The organism is Blastomonas sp. CCH1-A6 (assembly GCF_001556365.1).
Classification (GTDB): Bacteria; Pseudomonadota; Alphaproteobacteria; order Sphingomonadales; family Sphingomonadaceae; genus Blastomonas; species Blastomonas ursincola.
The window spans coordinates 1-6,425 of sequence record NZ_LSIS01000126.1 but is presented as its reverse complement, the minus strand read 5'-3'; the positions used below and the strand labels follow the sequence as shown (position 1 = coordinate 6,425).

At 64.2% G+C, this 6,425-nt stretch carries 4 protein-coding genes; 3 read left to right on the top strand and 1 reads right to left on the bottom strand.

Features of this window, described 5'->3' with window-relative positions; translation table 11 throughout:
* Nucleotides 1-108 precede the first annotated feature (108 nt).
* Together AX735_RS05000 and AX735_RS04995 are read left to right on the top strand one after the other, a co-directional pair.
* Nucleotides 109-1,815 carry a PHA/PHB synthase family protein gene (locus AX735_RS05000; protein WP_066276574.1) on the top strand — a complete coding sequence of 569 codons (1,707 nt, stop codon included), beginning with the start codon at nucleotides 109-111 and terminating at the stop codon, nucleotides 1,813-1,815.
* Between the two features lie 67 nt (nucleotides 1,816-1,882).
* Nucleotides 1,883-2,716, top strand: a complete 834-nt coding sequence (locus tag AX735_RS04995; protein ID WP_082750938.1) for an alpha/beta fold hydrolase — start codon at nucleotides 1,883-1,885, stop codon at nucleotides 2,714-2,716.
* A gap of 131 nt (nucleotides 2,717-2,847) precedes the next feature.
* Here AX735_RS04995 and AX735_RS04990 read toward each other — a convergent pair whose 3' ends face one another.
* A complete protein-coding gene (locus AX735_RS04990; protein WP_066276572.1) occupies nucleotides 2,848-4,950 on the bottom strand; it encodes a malate synthase G in 2,103 nt (700 codons plus the stop codon).
* 170 nt (nucleotides 4,951-5,120) lie between these two features.
* On the opposite strand from AX735_RS04990, the gene AX735_RS04985 reads away from it, so the two are divergent.
* Nucleotides 5,121-6,341, top strand: a complete 1,221-nt coding sequence (locus AX735_RS04985) for a hydrolase (RefSeq protein WP_066276569.1) — start codon at nucleotides 5,121-5,123, stop codon at nucleotides 6,339-6,341.
* The last annotated feature ends 84 nt before the right edge of the window (nucleotides 6,342-6,425 follow it).

Here is a 6,425-nt window from a genome sequence, read left to right as displayed (position 1 = left end):
GTATAGCGGTGCTGCGGCGGCCATTGTGCCCGCCGCAGCACCGCTATACTGTGCTCCCCGACCGACCCCGCATGAACGGGGCGGCAAACCATTCGGGAGAGAGTGTTTATGGCAGGTGAGACCCCTGATCTGGTCGACGAAGCGGCCCAGTCCACCACGGCGCTGGGACCGCTGATGGGGCTGGCGCGCGAGGATTTCATTGGCGCGATCGGCCTGTTGCTGCGCGAAACCGCCAGCGACCCGGCGCGCACGATGCGGCACGCCCAGGCCTTTTCCGAAGATGTCGTCAAGATCATGATGGGCCAGTCCGAACTGTCGCCCGATCCCAAGGACAAGCGCTTCATGGACCCGGCCTGGCGGTTCAACCCGTTCTTCAAGGCGGGCGCACAATATTATCTCGCCGTGCAGAAGGGCATGAAGAGCTGGATCGACGAGCTCGAGCTTGATGCGCTCGAACGCGACCGGGCGAATTTCATCTCCGCGATCATCATCGATGCGCTCGCCCCCACCAACAGCCTGATCGGCAACCCGACCGCGCAGAAGCGCATCGTCGATTCGGGCGGGCTGTCGCTGCTCAAGGGGCTGAAGAACGCCTATAACGACATGGTCTATAACGACGGCATGGTCAGCCAGGTCGACAAGAAGCCGTTCACGCTGGGCGAGAATGTCGCGACCTCGAAGGGCAATGTCGTCTATCGCGACGAGATCATGGAGCTGATCCAGTATGCGCCGACGACGGACGAGGTCTACGCGATCCCGCAGCTGACCATCCCGCCGCAGATCAACAAGATGTACATCAACGACCTGTCGCCCGAGAAATCGGTGGTGAAATGGCAAGTCGACAACGGCATCCAGACCTTCGTCATTTCCTGGCGCAACCCGCAAAAGGAACACGGCGCATGGGCGATGGCGGACTATATCGCCGCCTGCACCCGCGCGCTCGACGTGGTGTGCGAGATCACCGGATCGAAAAAGGTCAACGTCTCGGGCGGCTGTTCGGGCGGGCAGACGCTGGCGATGCTGGTCTCCAAGCTCCAGGCCTCGGGCGACGACCGGATCGGCTCGGTGACGCTGATGGTGTGCGTGCTGCACCCCAAACAGACCGATATCGAGGCGGGATCGCTGATGAGCGACAATGGCCTCGCACTCGCCAAGCAGCGCGCGGCGCGCAAGGGCGTGATCAAGGGCAGTGACCTGTCGCGCGGCTTTGCCTGGCTGCGGCCCAACGACCTGATCTGGAACTATGTCATCAACAACTATCTGATGGGCGAGGATCCGCCGGCGTTCGACGTGCTGTTCTGGAATGCCGACGCCACCAACCTGTCGGCCAGCCTGATGGGCGATTTCCTGCACATCTATGAAACGCTCGCCTTTACCCGCAAGGGCGAGGTCGAGATGGTCGGGCATAAGATCGACCTGTCTAAGGTGACCAACGATCTGTTCATCCTCGGCGGCGTGACCGACCATATCACGCCATGGCGCGCCTGCTATCGCTCGACCCAGCTTTTCGGATCGAAGAATATCGATTTCATCCTCTCGCAATCGGGGCACATGCAGGCGATCCTCAACCCGCCGACCAACCCCAAGGCGAAATATTTCAAGATGAAGGGCAACACGCCGACCAAGGCAGGCAAGACCCCGGCAGACGTCGACGACTGGCTGGCCAAGGCCGAAGAGGTCAAGGGCAGCTGGTGGCCTTACTGGATGGAATGGGTCCAGGCACGGTCGGGCGACAAGAAGGCCGCCCCGACCTCGACCGGCAGCAAGAAGCATCCCGCGCTGGAACCCGCGCCCGGCCTGTATGTACTGGAGTGAGCCCTTCAAATCCTCCCCGTAACGGGGAGGATTGCACCGACGAAACACGGACAGATCGGAATTCTTCTTGGCCACCCAGTTCAAAGACGCCACTACCACCGGGCCCGAAATCACCATGGAGCAGGCCGACGGCCGCACGCTGCGCGTCGCGCGCTGGCGGTTCGACGAGGGGTTGAGCAAGCCCCCTCTCCTGTTCTTCAACGGCATCGGCGCGAACATGGAGGCGGTGGCCCCCTTTGCCGATCTGCTCGAGGAACGGCCGTTCATCACCTTCGACATGCCCGGCGTCGGCGGCTCGCCCGACCCGCGTGTGCCTTATAATGCCTTCCTGATGGCGCGCATCGCGTGGCTGCTGCTCGACCGGTTCGGCATCGAGACGGTCGACGTGATGGGGGTAAGCTGGGGCGGCGCGATGGCGCAGCATTTCGCGCTCCAGCATTCGGGCAATGTCAACCGGCTGGTGCTCGCCGCGACCACCGCGGGCATGTTCATGATCCCCGGCAATATCTCGGCGCTCAGCAAGATGGCCGATCCGCGCCGCTATATCGACCCCAGCTATATGGAGAAGCATTTCGCGACGCTCTATGGCGGATCGACCGAGGGCGCGAGCGGCCATACCGGGCGCATCACGCCGCCGTCGAAGATCGGCTATTTTTACCAGCTGCTCGCGATGATCGGCTGGACCAGCGCGCCCTTCCTGCCCTTCATGAACAAGCCGACGCTGATCCTGATGGGCGGCGACGACCAGATCGTGCCGGTCGCCAACGGCCATATCCTCAAGACGCTGATCCCGAATTCAGAACTGAAGATCATCGACGATGGCGGGCATCTGTTCCTGCTCAGCCATCTCGACGAGAGCCTCGCCGCGATCCGCGCGCATCTGGATGCGGTGGAGGAGTGACGGCTGAGGCTCGCGCATACGTCCCTCGACTACGCTCGGGAACTCGGAAATGTTGTTAGGCGATTAGCCTTAACCCCGTCCGTTTGTCCCGAGCGAAGTCGAGGGACGTATGCGCCCTCGCTCCTATCGCACTAAGCCGCCTTCACCTTCTGGCGATAGGCGTGGAGCAGCGGTTCGGTATAGCCGCTGGGCTGTTCCACCCCCTTGAACACCAGGTCGCGCGCCGCCTGGAAGGCGAACGAGCCTTCGGGATTGTCCGCCATGGGCTTGTACAGCGGATCGCCCGCATTCTGCGCATCGACCTTGGCCGCCATGCGCAGCAGCGCCGCGTCGACCTCTTCCGCCGTGCACACGCCGTGCAGCAGCCAGTTGGCCAGCGCCTGGCTGGAAATGCGCAGCGTCGCGCGGTCCTCCATCAGGCCGATATCGTGAATGTCTGGCACCTTGGAACAGCCGATCCCCTGATCGACCCAGCGCACGACATAGCCCAGAATCCCCTGCGCGTTGTTGTCAAGCTCGGCGCGGATGTCCTCGGGCGACCAGTTCTGTCCGGCGGCGAGCGGCACATTGAGCAGCGGCTCGAGCGTCGGAACCGGCTGCGCGGCGATCTCGGCGCGGCGGGCGAAGACGTCGACCTTGTGATAGTGCATCGCGTGCAGCGTCGCGGCGGTGGGCGACGGCACCCAGGCGGTGTTCGCGCCGGTCAGCGGGTGGCCGATCTTCTGTTCCATCATGTCGCGCATCATGTCGGGTGCGGCCCACATGCCCTTGCCGATCTGCGCCTTGCCATCGAGCCCGCACTTGAGGCCGATGCCGACATTGCGCGCCTCGTAGGACTTGATCCAGTCCGAGGCCTTCATGTCGCCCTTGCGGATCATCGCGCCCGCCTGCATCGAGGTGTGGATCTCGTCGCCGGTACGATCGAGGAAGCCCGTGTTGATGAACACGATCCGGTCCTTCACCGCATGGATGCACGCGGCGAGATTGGCCGAGGTGCGGCGCTCCTCGTCCATCACGCCGACCTTGATCGTGTGGCGCGCAAGGCCCAGCATGTCCTCGACCGCGTCGAACAGATCGTTGGTAAAGACACATTCCTCAGGCCCGTGCATCTTGGGCTTGACGATATAGATCGATCCGGCGCGGCTGTTGCGGAAGCGGCCCAGGCCCTTGAGGTCATGCATCCCGATCGCGCTGGTGAACACCGCATCGAGAATGCCCTCAGGCGCTTCCGATCCATCGGCGAGCAGCACCGCCGGGTTGGTCATCAGATGGCCGACATTGCGCACGAAAAGGACGCTGCGGCCCGGCAGGGTGAAGGCGGTGCCATCGGGCGCGACATAGTCGCGGTCCGGCTCGAGCGCGCGGGTCAGCATCTTGCCGCCCTTGGGGAAGCTGGCCTGCAAATCGCCGCGCATCAGGCCCAGCCAGTTGGTGTACGCCAGGATCTTGTCCTCAGCATCGACCGCAGCGACCGAATCTTCCATGTCGATGATGGTGGTAAGCGCCGCTTCGAGCAGCACATCGGCAATCCCGGCGGGATCATCCTTGCCGATCGGGTGCGCGGGATCGATCACGATCTCGATATGCAGGCCGTTATGCTTCAGCAACAGGCTGTCGCCGCGCGTACCGACAAGCTGCGCCGGGTCGGCGAGCGTGGGCGTGCCGCCGGCATAATCCGCCCAGCTGCCTTGCGCGAGCGGCACGGCCTCGTCGAGAAACGCCTTGGCCGCCTTGACCACCGCCGCGCCGCGCACCGGATCATAGCCGCCGGGCTGGGCGGGAGCGGCATCGAGCGCATCGGTGCCGTAATAGGCGTCGTACAGGCTGCCCCAGCGCGCATTGGCGGCGTTGAGCACGAAGCGATCGTTGAGCGAGGGCACGACCAGCTGCGGCCCTGCCATGGTGGCGATCTCGGGATCGACATTCTGCGTGCCAATGGCGAACGGCTGCGGCTCGGTCACCAGATAGCCGATGTCATAGAGGAAGGTGCGATACTCCATCGCGTTGAACGGCTGGCCCTTGCGCACGCGGTGCCAGTCGTCGATCTTCGCCTGCAGATCTTCGCGCTTTTCCAGCAGCTTCCGGTTCACAGGTACGAAGCGTTCGAGCAGAGCGGCGAAATCCGCCCAGAAGCGGTCGCCGTCCAGCGCCAGCGGGGCCAGCACCGATTCGGTGACAAAGCCGTGCAGCGCGGAATCGATGCTGATGCCGTTGCTCTGGAGATATTCGCTCATTCCCGGTCCTCTTTGCTGGATGCGATCGGCCCCTGGCGTGATGCCAAAAGGTGCAGAGTTTTCCCGGGGAGGAATGGCTCACAGCCTATGGCAAGGCAAGCTGCCAAAGTAAATCCGGTTTAGGTTGCTACGGGTGGCGGGATGCCGCCAACCCGGCTAAGAGGTGGCGGATGACGACCAGACCTGCCAGCCTGACCGCATCCGAAATCGCCTGCCTGGAGCGGATCGACCAGATCGCGATGCTCGCGCAAGTGGAGCACTGGGCTTCGATCAACAGCGGATCGGGCAACCTTGCTGGCCTTGCCGAGACTGCCGCGCTGCTGACCGATGCGTTTTCCGTGCTGCCCGGCGAGGTGCGGCTGGTCGATGGCGCGCCGGTCGAGGCGGTGCGCGCCGATGGCAGCATCGACACGGTCGAGCGGGGAAAGCATCTGGTCGTTTCTGTCCGCCCTGGTGCCAATGTGCGGCTGCTGCTCACCGGGCATATGGACACGGTGTTTCCCGCCGATCATCCGTTTCAGAGTCTGACCTGGCTCGAGCCGGGCGTGCTGAACGGCCCTGGCGTCGCCGACATGAAGGGCGGCATTGCAGTAATGCTCGCCGCGCTCAAGGCCGTGGAAGCCTCGCCGCTGGGCGCGAGCATCGGCTATGACGTGCTGATCAACAGTGACGAGGAGGTAGGTTCTGCCTCGTCCGCGCCGCTGATCGCCGGACTGGCAGCCGGCAAAGTGGCGGCGCTGACCTACGAACCCGCCCTGCCCGATGGCACGCTGGCGGGCGAGCGCGGGGGATCGGGCAATTTCTCGATCATCGTCACCGGCCGCTCTGCCCATGCCGGGCGCAACCCGCACGAGGGGCGCAACGCGCTGGTCGCCGCCGCCGATCTTGCGGTACAGCTGAAGGCGCTGACCCGCGACGGGCTGTCGGTCAATCCTGCGAAGATCGACGGCGGCAGCGCCAACAATGTCGTACCCGATCACGCAATACTGCGCATCAACTTCCGCCCGCAAGGCCTTGAGATGCAGGCCTTTGCTGACGCCGCTCTGCGCCAGCTCGCGGACGAGATCGCCGCCGCGCACGAGGTAGGCGTGCATGTTCATGGAAGCTTCGGCCGCCCGCCCAAACCGATCGATCCGGGCGCGGAAAAGCTGTTTGGCCTGGTCAAGCGCTGCGGCGCCGATCTGGGGCTCGACATATCCTGGCGCGGCACCGGCGGGGTGTGCGATGGCAACAATATCGCGGCCTGCGGTGTGCCGGTGGTCGACACCATGGGCGTGCGCGGCGGCGCGATCCACAGCGCGGACGAATTCCTGATTGCCGAGAGCCTGGCCGAACGCGCCCGGCTTTCGGCGCTCACCATATTGCGGCTTGCCGAAAAGAGGGGGTTATGAGCTTTGTCATCCGGGCGGCGACGCCCGACGATCTGCAGGCAATCTACGAGATGGCCAAGCTGACCGGCGGGGGGTTCACAAACC

Bases quoted from the DNA above. Each gene is read 5' to 3' on its own strand.
- AX735_RS04985 (WP_066276569.1), top strand. From the start codon at position 5,121: ATGACGACCAGACCTGCCAGCCTGACCGCATCCGAAATCGCCTGCCTG.
- AX735_RS04990 (WP_066276572.1), bottom strand. From the start codon at position 4,950: ATGAGCGAATATCTCCAGAGCAACGGCATCAGCATCGATTCCGCGCTG.
- AX735_RS05000 (WP_066276574.1), top strand. From the start codon at position 109: ATGGCAGGTGAGACCCCTGATCTGGTCGACGAAGCGGCCCAGTCCACC.